At 58.7% G+C, this 17,090-nt stretch carries 12 protein-coding genes; all 12 read left to right on the top strand.

Going from position 1 to position 17,090, the window contains the following annotated elements:
* Positions 1-40: 40 nt before the first annotated feature.
* The 12 genes from GJT30_10535 (at position 41) to GJT30_10590 (ending at position 17,058) form a co-directional block, all read left to right on the top strand.
* Positions 41-1,405, top strand: coding sequence for a cytochrome c biogenesis protein ResB (locus GJT30_10535; protein MSM40044.1), 1,365 nt, complete (start codon positions 41-43; stop codon positions 1,403-1,405).
* Between the two features lie 236 nt (positions 1,406-1,641).
* Complete coding sequence (ccsB, locus tag GJT30_10540; GenBank protein ID MSM40045.1) at positions 1,642-2,496, top strand: c-type cytochrome biogenesis protein CcsB; 855 nt, start codon at positions 1,642-1,644, stop codon at positions 2,494-2,496.
* 164 nt (positions 2,497-2,660) lie between these two features.
* Positions 2,661-3,647, top strand: a complete 987-nt coding sequence (locus GJT30_10545) for a cytochrome C (protein ID MSM40046.1) — start codon at positions 2,661-2,663, stop codon at positions 3,645-3,647.
* Positions 3,648-3,722: 75 nt separating this feature from the next.
* Complete coding sequence (locus GJT30_10550; GenBank protein MSM40047.1) at positions 3,723-4,811, top strand: 6-bladed beta-propeller; 1,089 nt, start codon at positions 3,723-3,725, stop codon at positions 4,809-4,811.
* Between the two features lie 288 nt (positions 4,812-5,099).
* Positions 5,100-5,801 carry a cytochrome C gene (locus GJT30_10555; GenBank protein MSM40048.1) on the top strand — a complete coding sequence of 234 codons (702 nt, stop codon included), beginning with the start codon at positions 5,100-5,102 and terminating at the stop codon, positions 5,799-5,801.
* 421 nt (positions 5,802-6,222) lie between these two features.
* Positions 6,223-8,472, top strand: a complete 2,250-nt coding sequence (locus tag GJT30_10560; protein ID MSM40049.1) for a hypothetical protein — start codon at positions 6,223-6,225, stop codon at positions 8,470-8,472.
* A gap of 234 nt (positions 8,473-8,706) precedes the next feature.
* Positions 8,707-9,654: a glycosyltransferase gene (locus GJT30_10565; GenBank protein ID MSM40050.1), complete on the top strand. Its 948-nt coding sequence runs from the start codon at positions 8,707-8,709 to the stop codon at positions 9,652-9,654.
* Positions 9,655-9,841: 187 nt separating this feature from the next.
* Entirely contained in the window at positions 9,842-10,792 is a 951-nt protein-coding gene (locus tag GJT30_10570) for a glycosyltransferase (protein ID MSM40051.1), read from the top strand.
* A gap of 10 nt (positions 10,793-10,802) precedes the next feature.
* A complete protein-coding gene (locus GJT30_10575) occupies positions 10,803-12,017 on the top strand; it encodes a glycosyltransferase (GenBank protein ID MSM40052.1) in 1,215 nt (404 codons plus the stop codon).
* Between the two features lie 73 nt (positions 12,018-12,090).
* A complete protein-coding gene (locus GJT30_10580; protein MSM40053.1) occupies positions 12,091-13,275 on the top strand; it encodes an NAD-dependent epimerase/dehydratase family protein in 1,185 nt (394 codons plus the stop codon).
* Between the two features lie 42 nt (positions 13,276-13,317).
* Positions 13,318-15,084 (top strand): hypothetical protein, encoded by a 1,767-nt coding sequence (locus GJT30_10585; GenBank protein MSM40054.1) that lies wholly within the window; start codon positions 13,318-13,320, stop codon positions 15,082-15,084.
* Between the two features lie 165 nt (positions 15,085-15,249).
* The gene (locus GJT30_10590) at positions 15,250-17,058 is read left to right on the top strand and encodes a beta-propeller fold lactonase family protein (protein MSM40055.1); all 1,809 of its coding nucleotides are present in this window, start codon (positions 15,250-15,252) and stop codon (positions 17,056-17,058) included.
* Positions 17,059-17,090: the final 32 nt, after the last annotated feature.

A 17,090-nucleotide genomic window follows, 5' to 3' on the forward strand; every position in this document is an offset into this window, starting at 1 on the left:
ATTTCCGATCTGCATGCAACCATATCGAGAGGAGCTTGTCTTGACTACGCAAAAACAAGGTTTTCTGCAGAGCCTGTGGGATTTCTTCTGTTCCCTCAAGCTCTCCATCTCCCTCCTCATCGGCCTCGCCCTGGTTTCGATCATTGGCACGGTCATTCCGCAGGCCCCGAGTATTCCGGAAGAGTATATCCGGTCGTTGAGCCAGACCAAGCTGCAGCTCTATGACAAACTGGGTTTCTTCGACATGTACCACTCGTGGTGGTTCATTCTCCTGCTCTACCTGCTGACCGTCAACCTGGTGGCCTGTTCCATCAAGCGGCTCCCCCGCGTCTGGAAGATCGTTTCCGAGCCGAACCTGATCTTCGACGAAGGGCTGGAGCGCTCGCTGTCGCTCACCCGTGATCTGAAGCTGAAGGGAGACGCCGCAAGCCTGAAGGACAAGCTGACCGGGTTTCTTTCCAGTGAATTCGCGACTCCGGTTGTAACCGAACAGAACGGCGAGATCCACCTTTTCGCACAGAAGAACCCCTGGTGCCGTCTCGGCGTGTATGTGGTCCACCTCAGCATCATCATCATCTTCATCGGCGCACTGATCGGCTCCTTTTACGGTTACAAGGCCTATGTCCAGATCGTCGAAGGATCGAGCGTTTCCGCGGCCCAGGGCCGCAACGACAAGATGGTCGACCTCGGCTTTGCTGTAAAGCTGGAAAAATTTTCGGTTTCGTTCTACAACACCGGCGCTCCCAAGGAGTTCAAGAGCATCCTGACGATCCTGGAGAATGGGCAGCCGGTGCCGGGGTATGTCAATATCCCGGTTGTCGTCAACGACCCGCTGACCTACAAGGGTTTCACCTTCTACCAGTCCAGCTACGGCCCGGCGAGCGAGGGGGGGACCTTTTACTTCACCATGCGTGAACGCAAGGGAGGAGCCCCGGTTCGGGTGGCTGCCCACCAGGGGGATATGGTGCAACTCCCCGGCGGCCGCACCATGCGCGTTGTGGAGTCGACCCAGGATGTCAGCCCGGTGATCCCCCAGCTCAGTGGCCCGGCTGCGCGGGTAGAGGTCCATGCGCCCGGCAAGCAGCCCGAGTCGTTCATCGTTTTTCGCAACTATCCCGAACTCGATGCAGAGCGCGGCGGCGACCTGATTTTCACCTATGACGGCTCCGACGAGAAATTCTATACCGGCCTGCAGGTTGCCAAGGACCCCGGTGTCTGGGTTGTCTGGCTCGGCTGTACCCTTATGGTGGTGGGGATCATCATGGCGTTCTTCCTGTCCCACAAACGTCTTTGGGTCAGGATAGCTGCAAACGGCCGCGTTGTTGTCGGCGGGAGCGCCAGCAAAAACCAGCCGGCTTTCCAGGGGGCCTTTGAAACCCTTGTCGATAAGATGGAAAAACTGTAAATAGTTTCCATCCGGAAATTCCGGATGAGAAACAATTGGTTTCCGAACCGGAAGGGAGGAGTTTTTCGTTCTGGCAAGGAAATCAAGGGATTGCGCGGAGGCGTACATCGGTACGCCGCACAAGCAATCCCGCAGATTGACGCCGGCAGGGCGGAAAAGAGCCCTTTCCGGACGGAAACTAAATAGATTCTCGTTTATCGACTCTCGGACTTCAAGATTCACGGAGGTTATAATCAATGTCCAGTTCCCTGCTGTTCAATATCACCACCCTCTCCTACATGGTGTCGATGCTGCTCTTTTTTGCATTCCTTGCCAGCAGGAACAAAGGAGTGGGACTTGCCGCCAGTGGCGTCGCCTATGCCGGCTGGCTCATTCAGACCGCTGCGATCCTGCTTCGCTGGAAAGAGTCCTATGCCATGGGGCATGGCCATGCTCCCCTGTCCAACCTCTATGAGTCCGTGGTCTTCTTTGCCTGGACCATCATCCTGATTTACGGCATCATCGAAATGAAATACAAATACCGGGTCGTGGGCGCCTTTGTCGTTCCCTTTGCCCTGCTCGGCATGGCCTGGGCGCAACTCGGTCTGAGCAGCGGCATCGAACCACTGGTTCCCGCGCTTCAGAGCAACTGGCTTCTCTACCACGTCATCACCTGCTTCCTGGGGTATGCTGCCTTTGCCGTGGCGTGCGGCATCTCGATCATGTACCTCATCAAGGAGCGTCACGAATCGGCAACCGGCGGCGATGGCCAGGCCGGCGGCGTCATGGCCACATTCCCGTCGGTGCGGGTGCTGGATGACCTCAACTACAAGGCGATCATGATCGGCTTTCCGCTCTTGACGCTGGGCATCGTCACCGGCGCAGCCTGGGCCAACTATGCCTGGGGCACCTACTGGAGCTGGGACCCGAAGGAGACCTGGTCGCTGATTGTCTGGTTCATCTACGCCGCCTTTCTCCATGCCCGCATCACCCGTGGATGGGTGGGCCGGCGGGCGGCATTCCTCTCCATCATCGGTTTTGCGGCGACCATCTTCTGCTATCTCGGGGTTAACCTCTTCCTTTCCGGCCTGCACAGTTATGGCGGCAAGTAAGTATCATCCATTCCCGGCGCGGTTATCCACCGCGCCGTTTTTTTTCGCCCGCTTGCCGGCAATCGGTCAGGGTGGGCGGCCATCAAGGATTGTCAGGGGCGCATGGAGCTGTTATAGTTCTCGGCATTGAGCTGAACTGGAGATTCCACGGGGAGCGTGTGCGGATGAGGAACTGGCCTGGTTATGTCGCTGCATTACTGCTCGTGCTGCTACCGGCGAGCGTGTCGGCAGCCCTGCAACTTATCTACCCGGTCGAAAAGAGCTGGGTCTATCGATCCGACTATCTCATCCTGAAAACGAACGACCCTGCCGTGAATGGCATAAAGATCACGGTCAACGGCATCGACAGCGACATCATGCAGATCGGCTCCCCTGAATATCGCCGGGCATTTCAGGATCTCCTCATTGTCCAGCCGGTCTGGGACAAGGGTAAAAACACCCTGCTCGTGGAGGGCTTCAGCGGCACACAGAAGGTCCAATCGGTCGCTACGGAGATTTTCTACAACCCTTCGGGCGACACCAAGCTGATCCCGCAGGGTTTTATCAAAAATACGCTGCATACCGATGAGGATGAGAAGCTCTGCGCCCATTGTCACAGCAAGACGCCTGCATCAGCCAAAAACGGGTCTGCGACCGGTTCATCGAACTGCGGCACCTGTCACAAGAAGATGCTCGAAGTTGCGTATCCCCATGAACCGGTAAAAAGTCTTACCTGCTCCTATTGCCACAGCAGCAGCGGCACCCCCCGCTACAAGGTCGGCAAGCGCGATGCGCCGCTCTGCTTCGAGTGTCACGCGGACAAGGAAGCCGACATCAAGAAATTCACCTATCCCCATGGACCGGTTGCCGCGGGATACTGTGAAATATGTCATGATCCTCATGGCACCGAATATCCCGCGTTCATGCGCCGTCCCATTAACGAAGTATGTCTTTCCTGTCATGAAAAGATCGCCAAATCACCGCACGTGGTCCGTTCCTCCGGGAGTGAGGGGCATCCGCTGAGCGGGCGCAAGGATATTTCGCCCAAGCGGAAGGGGAAAGAACTATCCTGCGCATCGTGTCATGACCCGCACGGTGGGGTGGTGCGCTATTTCCTGGTAAGCCGTTCCGCGGAAAGAATGGCTCTCTGTCAGTTCTGCCACGCCAAATAGGCGCAGGATGTGCAAAAAAGCGGGACGGGAAGATGCTGGAGACTCTTATTACATTGTAGGTCAGGAGGAGTATTCATGAGATCCATGCTGCGTCTGAAATGGATTCTTGTCACCCTGTGTGTCATGCTGACGGCTTGTGCTGCCCCGCAGAAAGCCCGCGAACGGTATTTCTGGCCGGGTCCGCCGGATATCCCCCGCGTGGAATGGCTCGGTTTCTATCAGGGGAAGGGGCAGCTGGCTACGCCGGGCTTTCTTTCCGAGGTGCTGGGCGAAGATCTCGGGATGACCCTCGGTTTTCCGGTATTTGCCGCAGGGGATGGCATGGGCAGGTTGTATGTTTCCGATCATAAGTTGGCCGGGGTGATGATCTTCGATTTCCCTGGCAAGACGGTCAGGATGCTGGGCGCGAAGGATTTCCCGGAAGGATTCCACCGGCCGACCGGGATAGGGTTTGATGCCAGCGGCAACATCTATGTCGGTGATACGGCGAGGAAAAAGATCTATGTTTTCAATAAGGAGGAAAAGCTGGCAGGCGTGTTCGATCTGAGCAAAGAGCTCAAGTCGATCGGCTTCTTTGCCGTTGACAAGATGCGTAAACGCCTGATTATCCCTGATATCCAGGGCCAGGCGATTGTCATTACCGATCTTGGCGGCAAGATTCTCTCCAGCTTCGGCAAGCGTGGTCCGGGAGATGGCGAGCTCAACTTCCCCTCTTCGGTTGCCCTCGATCCCCAGGGGAATATCGTTGTCTGCGACCAGATGAATGCACGGATCGAAACCTTTACCCCCGATGGCGTCTTTAAGTCCAAGTTCGGCAAACGGGGCGACGGTGTCGGCGAGTTCAACATCATCAAGGCCGTGGCAGTGGACTCCGAGGGGCATATCTACGTTACCGACGGCCGGAGTAGCAAGCTCTCCCTCTTTAACGATGCCGGTGAGATCCTGCTCCAGGTCGGGGGGCCCGCCTCGGAAAAGGGGGGCGCAATGGTGACGGCAGGCGGATTCAACTTCCCCAACGGCGTCTTCATCGACCAGAACGACACGATCTATGTGGCGGACGTCTTCAACCAGCGGGTACAGATGTTTCAGTATCTGAACGAAAAGTATCTTCGCGAGCATCCGGTGCAGGCTGTTGCAGAGCCTGCTGCTCCGGTGAAGCCGTGAGGCAATCGACGCGGGTCTCGCTCTGCTGTCGTCGGTCGGATGCAGATTTTTCATTGATGCGTATGTGGTTATTTCACCGCGTTACCGTTGAATAGCCGGGGTAAATAGCCGGTACAATCGGCAGATCATGAGCAGGATGTAATTTTGAAGTCAATGTTATCGGGTAGATAGCTTTTGTTTGGGGTGTTGGCATATGCGGTGCATAGAGCAAAGTGTATCGCAACACTCACATGAGAGTTCTACCATCTGCGCCTGTCGCAGAACTATCAATGAAAGGAAGGAATGATTATGAAGAAGCTCGTATTTGCCGTAGCAGCAGTACTGGCCGCAGCTGCCGTTTCCTATGCAGCATCCGGCACCATCAGCGGGTCTGCCCACGACCTCTCAGGCACCACGTACCAGAGCGGAAGCACCGACCAGATCTGTGTTTTCTGCCACACCCCGCACAATGCAGAGCGCAACATCCCGCTCTGGAACCGTGTGAACCCCACTGCCCAGACCCTGTACTACAGCCCGACCCTCTCCACCGAAGCCAAAACCGCAACGTTCGAGATGGACAGCATTTCCGCCTTCTGCATGAGCTGCCATGACGGCGTAACCAAGGTTGGCGCCATCAAGAACCTGCCCACCAACAACGCTGGTGTGGACACGACGTATCCGGACTTCGGCAACACCCTCGGAACCAACTATGCAGCAATCGGCAATGACGGCCAGTCTCTGAAGAACGATCACCCGATCGGCTTCAGCTACTCTGTTGCCCAGACCCAGGACAACGTTGAGAGCGGCACCGGCGGCCTCCACACCATCTCCGAAGTCAAGACCTCCTTTGGTGAGTCCGGCGCTTACCAGCCGTTCTACAACAGCGCCAGGGGTACCGATCAGATGGAATGCGCCAGCTGTCACGCCGTTCACCAGCCGGGCACCAGCAAAAACTTCCTCCGTATCGAAAACGGCGGTTCTGCTCTTTGTCTCGCCTGCCACGCCAAGTAAGGTTTCGCAGCAGTTGACAGTGTTATGACAATGAGGGGCGGGTTATCCCGCCCCTCATTTTTTATGGGTGAAGCCGCAGCCTTCTTCCTGTTCTTTCCAGAGTCTATTGACGCTGGTCCGGGGCATTGGCAGCACCATTTATCCGCTTGACATCCAAGGCATTCTTTCCTATCGTGCCATTCTCGGTGAGACCCAGCTCATTGGCCATATCGCGGTGCTTTCCGCCGAATCGCCACCTCTTTTTGCCGTAAATATTTTCCGGTTTTGTGCTCCGAGAGAAAATGCCGTAAGACTGCCATGTTGCGGGCTGTTAATTGTGTCAAATATTTGGCTGGGCGGTATGGACGTTGCATTGTTTCCGGGATACCGGTTTTCCCGTCACATCTGTGCTGGCAACCAGCTTTCATAGGTATTCTGTTTCATGAAGATATCCCCCATCTCGTCATTACGCATCATGCTCGCCAGCCTGCTCCTGGCGTCTCCTGCCTTTCCGGGAGTGGTGCATGCCCGTATCGGGGGAGAGGTTGAAGTCGGCTATACGGATTACCGCTCGACGGTGAATGGCAGGGCGTATGATGCCAGTTCCCTGTACCAGCGCTATGCCCTGTTCACGAGCGGCGGCGGGCGGTTTGCGAAGGGGAAGCTCGGGACCTATCAATACGTTGTCGGCTATGAGTGGGCAGCAGTGGATACCACGCTCAACAACGGCAGCGGCGAGCAGTCAGCCTCGATCAAGGCCGGCCATCTGCTCTATCAGGGGGAGGTCGATCTGCAGACCCGCGAACTTCCCATCCGCTTCAAGGCATACAGCCGCGATCTGACCAGGGCGATGTTTCAGACCGATGCGACCTTCCAACCCCCTTCGTCGGATTACATCATAGATCCCAATGTTGTCGATTCGATCATCGATGGTACGCATACCAGTTCCGGGGCCACCCTGACCTTCGGCGTCCATGGAGACAAGGTTCCGAGCCGGTCGGCCCTTGCCTTTCGCGAACTCCCCCGTATCTATCTCGATTATCGCAACGATTATGTCAGCGATCTCAAGTCGTTGACTCCACGGCATTCCCAGACCAATTCCTTTACCGCGGCAATCAATAAGTATGAAGGATGGCTTATCTACCGTTATCTGAATTACACCGACTTTATTGGCGATATCACCACCGCCGTTCCGGAAAAACGGGAAGAGCAGGTGTTCCAGGTCGGGATGGTGGATATCCGCAAAAACCGTCGCTGGACCGATCTCACCAACTGGATCAGCATCTCGGCTGACGGCCAGGCAACAAAGGTCCGCGAACAGACCTCTTCGGATACCTATCGCGAGGATGTCCTGGACCTCAACCTGTTTGTCGCTGCCGAACGACCGACCTGGTCTCTGCGCAACTTCAACACCTTTACCCGCACCCTGCACGTCTCCGAAACGGAGAACAGCTACATAACCCACGAGAGTTTCATTCCGGTCTATCTCAAAGGGACATTGGGCCCCGATACCGACTGGCAGGCCAGGGTTTCTGTCAGAGACAGGATCCTGGAATCCGGGCAGGCCACCAACGATATCTTAGCCACTGCTCGCCTGGAAACCTTCAAGCGTTCCCTGTTCACGCTTACCCCTAGCCTGACGGCACAGCGCTTCACCTCCCCTGACGAAACGACCATTACCCTGCAAGGGACCCTGGAAGCTGCCAGTACTCGTCGCTACTCCAATTCCGTCGGCATCTTTGCCTCCTACGACATCAAGAACATCCGGAGCGAAACGCCTGCGGTGAAAACGGACCGGCTTGAGCAGACCCTGACCGGCCGCATCAACTATACCGCCACCGACCGGGTGCGCCTGAATTTCGAGGAAAGGCTGATTTCAGCGCTTGGCGGCGATGCCAGTACGTCGAGTTCGCTTTTGGGAGGCAGCGGTTCGAATTCTCTCCTCTCCAGTCAGTCGAGCCTGGGGGAGTCGACGCGCGATCAGAACAGTACCGACTATATCCAGTCCACCACAACGGCGGGCGTATCTTGGGAACCGGTGGCCAGGATGCGGGTTGGCGCGCAAGCCTCTCTCGACGTTTTCCAGCAAAGCGGCGGTAGCCTCGACACGATCATGACCCTTACCAATACCATCGACTACACCATGCCCAGTTATGCGATCAAGGGTTCCAACAGATTTTCAAAGCGGATTGTCGGTGATAAGGAATCGTCGGAGACCAATTCATCCTTTAACGCGAGCTATAACCCCAATCGGAATACCGAGATGCTGATCCGGGGGACGTACAACCGTCTCGATGATTTCGGGGCCATCACAAACTCTGCCGAACTCCTCCAGCGGATCAGATACACGATTCAGGGAACGGGCTTTGGTCAGAGCAAACTGCTCGACCTTATTGAGGAAGCGGGCTATAATACTTCGGACAAGCAGATCTACTCGGGTCTTTATTCCACCAAGCGCCATCTGACGCTGATTGCCAAGAGCTACCCGTTGCGGAACCTTTATGTGGGAGCAACAGCCCGCTATTCGCTTCTTGATCCCGGCAGTGTCTCCGAGTGGCTCGGTTCGGCAACGGTCGGGCTCAGTTTCCGCAAACTGCAGGTTGCCCTTGAAGGAGCCTATGGGCGGCGCACCGGCAGCAGCGATAATCGCATCGAAAAGCGGGTTTCAGCGAACCTGAAGAAGCAGTTCTGAGTTTCAGGCATGCTGCAGGGCTGCAAACCGGGGCGACACTCCGGTTTTTTTGTGCCCGCACACCCACGTTGCCGATACTTCGGAAACGAGGGATTTTTCGTCCTGGCAAGGAAATCAAGGGATTGCGCGGAGGCTTGAGCAGCGCTACGCCGCACAAGGAATCCCGCAGATTGACACCGCCAGGGCGAAAAAGAGCCGTTTCCGGCTGGAAACAAGTTCCATGGACGTGCAAACATGTTACCAAGCATTACCATTATCATACCGGTGAAGCCGGGGGGAAGGGTGCGCGCCCTGGATGCGCTTACCGCTGTCGAGTATCCCCGACCTTTATTGGACGTCATCGTTGCCGAGGGGAACTCTCCCAGCCGTCAGCGCAACCGGGCGGCCCGTGAGGCGCGGGGAGATATCCTCTACTTCCTTGACGACGACTCCATGGTGTCACCTGGCATGCTTCAGGCAGTGGTTGCCCATTATGCCGATGCGAAGGTTGCTGCGGTCGGCGGGCCGTCACTGACCCCGGCCGGCGACTCCATGCTGCAGCAGTCGATCGGTGCTGCGCTCGGGTCGCTCGTCGGTGGCGGCAAGGTGCGCAACCGTTATCGTCGGGTCGGCTCGGCCAGGGCGACCGCTGACCACGAACTGATCCTCTGCAACCTCAGTTTCCGGCGGGAGGTCTTTCTTGCCAGTGGTGGTCTCGACGAGCGGCTCTATCCCAACGAAGAGAATGAGCTGATGGAACGACTCCGTTTCGATGGCTGGCGCTTGATCCACGACCCCTGCCTGGCCGTTGAGCGGAGCCAGCGTCCCACGTATCGGGCCTTTGTCCGGCAGCTCTTCTCCTATGGCCGTGGACGCGCCGAGCAGACCCGAATCAGCGGGCGGATCAGTCCGGCCAGCCTGCTGCCGGTACTCCTGTTGCTCTATCTGGCGATGCTCCCCTTTGCCCAGAACCCTGTTTACTCTGTCCCCCTTTTGTGTTATGGAGGAGCAGTTCTGGCCAGTGCCGGCTGGGAGGCGCTGCAGAGGAGGCGTTTCGAGTTCTTCCCCTTGCTGATGCTGTTGCTCCCCACGCTGCACCTCGCCTATGGTGCCGGCATGATCATGGGAGCGCTCTCTCCGAGGTATCTACGGAGCAAGGAGCCGGCGACCGTGACCCTGAAAAGGTTCGAGATCGGCGGCTGAGCCCGTTTTGCATTTAGCTGGTTGTAAAAAAAACTCAGGTTGCTCAAAAGTAGCCAGATCGTCGCATCCGCAGAAAGCCCCGCGGAGGCGTGGTACCCACTGGGCATAAACAGCGCCACGCCGCACAAGGAGGCTTTCGAGGACGGCGGCGAGATGGCTGCTTTTCAACAACCTGCTCCGGAATGGTATGGACTTAAGCATTGTGGTGCCCATATTCAACGAGTCCGACAACCTGCCCATCCTCTGTGAGCGGGTGACGGCCGCGCTTGCGGAGAGCGGCATCGGCTACGAGGTCATCCTGGTGGATGATGGCTCCACCGACGGCTCCTTCGAGATAATGAAAGGGATGGCGCTTGCGGACCGTCGCTGGAAGGTGATCCGTTTTCGCCGCAATTTCGGGCAGACAGCCGCCATGGCGGCAGGATTCTCCGCAGCTTCCGGCCGCGTGGTGATCCCGATGGATGGGGACCTGCAGAACGACCCGGCCGACATCCCGATGCTTTTGGCCAAGATCGACGAGGGGTACGACGTGGTGTCGGGCTGGCGGATGAACCGGCAGGACACCTTCAGCCGCCGCCTGCCGTCGGTGCTCGCCAACCGCCTCATTTCCCGGTTGACCTCCGTGCACCTGCATGACTACGGCTGTACCCTCAAGGCCTATCGCCGCGAGGTCCTGGACGGGATCAACCTCTACGGGGAGATGCACCGCTTTGTCCCGGCGCTCGCCTCCCAGATCGGCGCCCGCGTTGCCGAACTACCGGTGCGCCATCATCCGCGGCTCCACGGAACCAGCAAATACGGCCTATCCCGGACCATGCGGGTGGTGCTCGACCTGATGACGGTCATGTTCCTTCTCTCCTACTCGACCAAGCCGATCCAGCTCTTCGGCAAATGGGGCATCTACTCCTTTTTCGCCGGAACCCTCTCCGGCGCCATCACGCTCTATATGAAACTGTTCGAGCATACCAGCATGAACCGGAACCCGCTCCTGATCCTTACGGCGTTTCTCCTCTTCATGGGGGTCCAGTTCATTGCACTTGGGCTTTTGGGGGAACTCAACGCCAGGACCTACTACGAGGCGCAGGGAAAACCGATTTACGCGGTGCGGGAAACGATAAACGTGGACCGCGAAGCGTGAGACGTCAGGTGTGAAAAGAGATCCGGGATCACGCATCGCACAGAGGGCATCCAGGCCCAAGGTGGCGGTCATTGCGCCGTGCCCGTTCTATATCGACCGGGGGACCCCCCTGCGGATCAAACGCCTGGCCAGTGCCATGTCCGAAGCATTCGACGTCCACGTCATCTCGTTTCATCAGGGAGAAGACGGGCCGTTTCCCTTCACCGTCCACCGCACCCTGCCGCTGCCGTTGACCATCAAGCGCACCGGCGCCAACCTGGCCAAGCTCCTGTATGATCTGCTCCTGGTGGGAACGGTTGTGCGGGTTGTGCGGCGCGAACGGATCGGGCTCATCGACGGCCACCTTCACGAGGGTGCCCTGATCGGGCTCGTGGCGCGGCTCTTTACCGGTGCTCGGGTCATCTACAACGCCCATGGCACCTTTGTCCCCGAGCTGATCGCCACTGGTGCACTTTCCCGCGATTCCATCCTGGTAAAGCCGCTCATGCGGTTTGAGCGCTGGATCGAGCGGAGGGTCGACAGAATAGTGGCCCAGTCCGCGTTGCGGCGGGACGAATTCATTGCCGCCGGCCATGGGGCCGACAAGGTTGTGGTGGTCGAAGATGTTCCGGAACTGGATGCGTTCCTGGTTGCCGACGACCGGGTGGACCGTGACCTGGAGCAGCGGTTGCGGCCTGCGGGCGAGAAGCTCCTGATCTATTCCGGCGGCATGGAGGAGTACCAGGGGGTCGATTTCCTGCTGCAGGCCTTTGCCGGACTGTGCCGAAGGCGCAGCGATGTGAAACTGGTCCTGTTCGGCCGCCCCCTCCCTCCCTATCGCACCATGGCCGAGGCGATGGGGATTGCCGACCGGATCGTCTTTGTCGACGACGAACCGTTCGACCGTCTGCCCCAGTACCTGAAGATCTGCGATATCGGCTTTGCCCTGCGGCTGTATGGCGAGAACGTGCCGGGCAAGCTTCCGGTCTACCTTGCCAGTGGCATCGCCGTGATCGGCACCGACATCAAGGGAATCAGCACGGTGGTAACCCACGGCGAATCGGGTCTGCTGGTGCCGCCGGGGGACGTGGTGGCGCTGGTGGAGACGATCGAATACCTGCTGGACAGCCCCGGGGAATGCGACCGGATGGGGAATGCCGGCCTTGAGGCAGCGCGGCGGCGCTATGACCCCGTGGCAGCCTACGGTGCGCTGGCAAAGGCTTACGAGGAGCTGCTTGCCGGGTGATCCACCGCTCGAAGTCGCTCCTGCGTGCAGGCCCCATCAACCATTACTCTCAACGCTCTCTTTGGACGGATCGATGCCGAATCAGCTCAACGCAACTCTCCACCACCAGCCACTTCATGAGAACCTTGAACAGCGCAGTGTCCTTATTACCGGGGGGGCTGGCTTTATCGGCTCGCATACCTGCGATGCCCTCCTTGCCAGAGGGTACCGGGTCCGGGTGCTGGACTGCCTCGATCCGCAGATCCATGGTCCTGCCCGTCAGCGCCCCGCCTATCTTGACAGGAGGGTGGAACTGCAGGTGGGCGATGTGCGCTGCCGCGAGGATCTGGAGCTGGCCGTTGCCGACATGGACGCCATCTGCCACTTCGCTGCCCAGACCGGTGTCGGCCAGTCCATGTACGAGATCCAGAGCTATTGCGATGTGAATATCGGCGGCACGGCCATGCTGCTCGATGTCCTGGCCAACAGCCCGCATCGGGTCAAACGGCTCGTGCTCTCCTCCTCGCGCGCGGTCTACGGCGAAGGGGCCTATCGTTGTGCCGACTGCGGCACGGTCTATCCGCCGCTGCGGAACCGGGAGGCGCTGGCTCGAAACGAATGGGGCATCTCCTGCCCCTGTTGCGGCAAGCCGTTGCAGCCGCTGCCCACTGCCGAGGACAAGCCTCTGGCCCCGATCTCAATCTATGCGGAGACCAAGCGGGTCCAGGAAGATCTGCTCCGCCTCTTTGCGGCAACCTATGAGATCCCGTCCGTCATCCTGCGCTATTTCAACGTCTATGGCACCAGGCAGTCGCTGGGCAACCCCTATACCGGCATCGGGGCCATCTTTACGACGCGGCTCCTGGCCGGACAGCCGATCGCCATCTACGAGGATGGCGAGCAGGGGCGCGACTTCGTCCATGTCAGCGATGTCGTGCAGGCCAACCTGCTTGCACTGGAACACCCCGGAGCCGGTGGCGGGACCTTCAACGTCGGCTCCGGCGAGCGCCTGACGGTGCTCGACCTGGCCAGGCATGTCTGCCGGGCAGTGGGCAGGGACGAGGAGTTCATCTATTCCGGGCAGTTCCGGGTGGGGGATATCCGCGACTGCTATGCCGACCTGACCCGGAGCAGGGACGAGCTCGGATTTGCCCCGGAGGTGCCGTTCAGCCGGGGAGTGGAAGAACTGGTTGCCTGGGCTGCCGGTGAATCGCGGGAGGACCGGCTTGCCGAAGCAGAAGCGGCATTGCGCGAGCGCGGGCTGATGGCGGGTATGTAGCGTCATGTTCACCTGCTGCATTTCGTTGTTCAGAGGAGAGGCATGAAAACGATCCCGTCACGTCTGCGCGGCACGAGCGAAGAACCGGGAATCAGCGGCTGGCAGATCGACGGCCTGGTGTTTCTGGTTATTGCGCTGCTCGGCAGCCTGCTCTACTGCAGGACCCTGCAGGTCCCCTGGCTGATCGACGATATCCAGAACATCGTCGAGAACCCGGTCATACGCCAGGTGAGCACTGCCTGGCACAATATCGGCGCCCCGCGCGGACTGGCCTACCTCTCATTTGCCCTGAACTACCGGTTTGGCGAACTCAACCTGATTGGCTATCACCTGGTCAACATTGCTATTCACCTGCTTGCCTCCTTCTCCGTTTATCTCATTGCCAAGCGCGCCTTTCCACCGACCTCTTCCTGCAAGGGGAGCTTCACGCTCGACGATGCACGTATCCCGGCAGCATGTGCCGGGCTGTTCTTCCTGGTCCACCCCCTGCAGACCCAGGCGGTCAACTACATAGTGCAGCGGATGACCAGCATGTCGGCGCTGTTCTTTCTGTTGGCACTCTACGGGTATATCAGGGCACGAGAGGCCCGGAACGCCGATGCGCACCTGGCTGCCCCCACACATGTTGCCTGGTATCTGACGGCTCTCGCAGCAGCCGTCTGTGCCCTGATGAGCAAACAGAATGCAGCGGTGCTCCCGGCAGCGCTTTTTCTCTTCGAGTGGCTGGTGCTGGGCCAGGGGCGCTTGCCACGGCCCTTTGTCCGGACAGCGGCCTATCTGCTCCCCTTTGTCCTGGTATCCTGCCTCTTCATCTACCTGCAGGTCGGGATGAGCGACGTCCTTCTCAAAGATGCGGGATTGGCCGAATACTGGGCCAGGGCAGAGGAGAGGTCGGCCACGGGCAAGATAGCTCCCAGCGCGGCACTGCCGCTTGCTGCCGAACTGCAGCAACCACGCAAGGTGGAAAAACCGCCGGAGAATCTCCAGCTCATCTACCAGGTAACCGAGTTTTCCGTGCTCTGGCTCTATATCCGCCTGCTGCTCCTCCCCTATGGCCAGGTCTTCGATTACGGGTACCCGCTGGTCGGCAAACTCCTGACCCTGCAGAACGTCGCGGCCGGTGCGGGGCTTGTCCTGCTTCTGGCCGCGGCGTTCTGGCTGCACAGGAGAAAGCCGCTCCTGGCCTTCGGTATCTTCTGGTTCTTTGTCACGCTGGCAGTGGAATCGACCATCATCCCTCTTGATGCGGCAGTTGAGCATCGTCTCTATTTGCCCATGGCCGGTGTCGCCATCGCCCTGACAGCGCTCGTCCGCTCCATTCCGTCTCGGAACATGGCACTGGGACTGCTGCTGTGCGCCCTGCTCGGCTATGGCACTGCAACCTGGCAGCGTAACGCCCTCTGGGCAGACCCGATTGCCTTTGCGCAGGACGGCGTGCGCAAGGCACCCCATAATCAGCGTAACCATCTGACCCTGGCCAATGCCTACGCCGAAAAGGAGCTCTGGCCGCAGGTTGAAGATACCCTCAGAAAGGCGATACCGCTCAGGCCTGCGTACCATATCCCGTATGACAACCTCGGGACGGCCCTTTTCCAGCAGGGCAAGATCAGGGCGGCGTTGCAGTATTTCAGCCTTGCTGCCATGCTGAAGCCGGACTACCCCAACGCCTACTTCAATTACGGAACGGCTGCCGTGCGTCTTGGCAACCAGCCCGCGGCACATTGGGCACTGCAACGGCTGCGGGAACTGCATTCCCCCTTGGCCGGGCCGCTGACCGGGCAGATCATGAGCATGGGGGGAACGCCATAAACGCGCCGTTGGCAGGGCTCTTTCCTGTTGCGCCTCACCAGTGGCGCATGGTAAAGTGTTAACGGTTTATCACCAATGCCGGGACGTGTCGGCGTAATTGGTTTCGATTTTGCATGAATATTGAAAAGAGAAAAGCTATCTGTATCAACGTAACAGGAGGAAGACATGTATTTCAGGGTAATATTCGGTGTCTTGTGCATGCTCATGTCTGCGGGGATCGTTCAGGCTGCACCTTTCGCGTACATAGCAAACAATACCGATGCCACAGTATCGGTTCTCGATACTGCCTCCAATACTGTCTCCGCGACCATTGCCGTCGGGCAACAGCCCTACGGCGTGGCGGTCAACGCCATGGGGAGCCGGGTCTACGTATCAAATCAGGCCGACAAGACGATTTCGGTCATCGATACCATGGACAATTCGGTCAGCACCATCGCTCTTGCGAATACCCCTGGTGGTTTGGCGGTCAATGCCGCGGGAACGCGACTTTTCGTGGCTGACAATGACGGCGCCACGCTATCGGTCTACAACACTGCGACACAGAGCAAGCTCGCAACCGTCTCCCTCGGCTACAACCTGCCGGACGGTGTGGCTGTCGGCCCGGCAACAGGCGGCGTTTACTCTGTCTACGTCTCCTGTAACGGCAGCAACAAGGTGGTAGTTGTCGATGCCAATGACGGCACCTCCAGCTATGCCAAGTCTGCCACCGAATACACCGTCGGTTCCACTGCCAGTCCCGGCCCGAAGGGGCTCGGCGTAACGCCGAATGGTGCCAAGGTCTATGTTGCCAACTGGACCGAAAGCTCGATTTCGGTCATCAACACCACTACTTCGGGAGTCTCGACGATCGCCTCGGGTTCCGGGGTTGCTGCACTCTCGCTCCCCTTCGGCGTTGCCGTCAGTCCTGATGGACTCAAGGCGTATGTGAGCAATTCTGGTGCACTTGATAAAGTTTCAGTCATCGATACTGCCAGCGACACTGTCACCGCTGCCATCTCGGTAGGGCAAGCTCCGATGGGGATAGCCATCAGCCCTAACGGAGCCAAGCTCGTTGCTGCCAATTCCCTTTCAGGGACTGCTTCGGTGATCAACCCCGCAACCAACACGGTTTCCGCAACCCCTGCGGTGGGACAGTATCCCAACTCACTCGGCAACTTTGCCGGACCGGTGTTCTTCGACATAACCGCCACACCCGGCAGTGGTGGCACTATCAATCCAGTTGAACTCGTGACACGGAATCCTTCCACTGGCGTCATCAAGGCTGCCGGCGGTTTGGACCTGAACGTTGCGATCACTCCCGACCACAACTATGCCACGACCAGCGTCACGGTCGACAGCGGAAATGTCGGCACGCCGGCAACCTACCTCTTCCCGGCTGTAGCTGCAGCACACACCGTCTCTGCCACCTTCAGCAGGACCGCGTGGGACCTGGCCCTCACCAAGATCGGCAATGGAACCGGCAGGGTCGTCAGCAACGTGGGTGGGCTGGATTGCGGCACCGCCTGCACCGGCCAGACGGTTTCCATCCCCGTAAACACGACCAGTGTCGTACTGACCCCCACGGACGATTCGGGGATGTATTTCATCGGCTGGAGCGGCGCCTGCACCACGCAACGAAGCGGTGCGGTCACACCTCCTCCCTGCACCATCGATCTCATGGATGCGGACAAGACTGCGACAGCCCGCTTTGTTCTGCTGCCCGGCGGTCCGGTACGTGTGGGAACAGCCTACTATCAGACTCTGCAGGAAGCGTACGATGCCGCCGCAACCGGTGCCCAGATCGATGTCCAGACCGCCCAGAGCTTCGCCCTTGCTGCCAACCAGGCAAAAACGGTTACCCTGGTCGGTGGTTGGGCTACTGACTGGGCGTCGGTCCCCGCAGGGAACTATGCCACCATCACCGGCAGCTTGACGATTTCCTCGGGCGCGGTTATCATTGGCTCCAGCAGCGGCGGGGCGATCGTCATCAATTAAGAAGATACGTGATGCAGTCTTCAAGGCGGCCA

It is taken from the genome of Geobacter sp. (assembly GCA_009684525.1).
Classification (GTDB): domain Bacteria; phylum Desulfobacterota; class Desulfuromonadia; order Geobacterales; family DSM-12255; genus Geoanaerobacter.